We start from the raw sequence: 667 nt of genomic DNA on the forward strand, positions 1-667 counted from the left end.
CACTAAAGCAGTAAGTTTTAGGTCTTCTTATGCAAGAGAGGCCATCACCACTATTTTGGAAAAATTTAGCCAATGGAAACTCTTTCTATTTTGGTCGACGTACAGAATATTTACTACACGACCAGACAATCCTATGGCCGCCATTTTGATTACAATGCATTTTGGGCAAAGGTGACCCAAAATCGACACGTCGTTAATGCCGTGGCCTATGCAACGGAGCCCGCAGATGAAAAACAGAGACAGTTTCAGAATATACTTAGAGCGATAGGGTTTAAGGTAAAGTTGAAGCCCTACATTCAGCGCGCTGACGGCTCTGCTAAAGCTGATTGGGATGTCGGTATCACACTCGATGCTATGGAGTTTGCGGCACACAGTGACATCCTTGTTTTAGCATCTGGTGATGGAGATTTCGACCTGCTCGTCGATCGAATCAAACTGAAACACAGCTCTGCTGTAGAGGTCTACGGCGTTAAAGCACTAACAGCTTCGTCACTGATATGTTCCGCCACTAAGTTTGTCGCAATAGATACTGATTTATTACTTAACTAAATTCAGATCAAGCGATATGCTCGCCACTATTATCTTTACAACAATCTCATCGAGACTCTGAGTACTTATACTCAATAAACAATGTCATGAATATGCTCGGGGTCATCTGTCGTTAACT

1 protein-coding gene is annotated in these 667 nt (G+C 42.7%); it reads left to right on the plus strand.

The features are described from left to right. Positions 1 to 72 precede the first annotated feature (72 nt). A complete protein-coding gene (locus tag A3735_RS26900; RefSeq protein ID WP_068514177.1) occupies positions 73 to 549 on the plus strand; it encodes an NYN domain-containing protein in 477 nt (158 codons plus the stop codon). The last annotated feature ends 118 nt before the right edge of the window (positions 550 to 667 follow it).

Source organism: Oleiphilus sp. HI0061 (assembly GCF_001635675.1).